This is a genomic window from Planktothrix serta PCC 8927, assembly GCF_900010725.2.
GTDB classification, from domain to species: domain Bacteria; phylum Cyanobacteriota; class Cyanobacteriia; order Cyanobacteriales; family Microcoleaceae; genus Planktothrix; species Planktothrix serta.
Genome location: NZ_LR734944.1, coordinates 1 through 261, shown reverse-complemented (window position 1 = coordinate 261; position 261 = coordinate 1). Strand labels below are relative to the sequence as shown.

Here is a 261-nt window from a genome sequence, read left to right as displayed (position 1 = left end):
TCAAGATATTCAAGATTTCCTATCAGGTAAACCTAACTTACTGCAACGGATTTTGAGACAAGCTAAACGACCATTAAAAGATGCCACTGCGGTAAATTCAACTCGATGGTCACTGTTTAATCGATTAAAAGAAACAGGTTTATCTGTTTCAACTGGCTCCGGTGGTTTAACTAAATTCAACCGCACCCGATTAAACCTACCTAAAACCCATTGGTTAGATGCAGCTTGTGTTGGAAAACTTGAAACTTTAAAGGTGTTAAC

General features: G+C 37.9%; 1 pseudogene. It reads left to right on the top strand.

The annotated features are described in order from the left end of the window. Positions 1–261: pseudogene (locus PL8927_RS27755) on the top strand (RNA-guided endonuclease IscB); the annotation flags it as partial.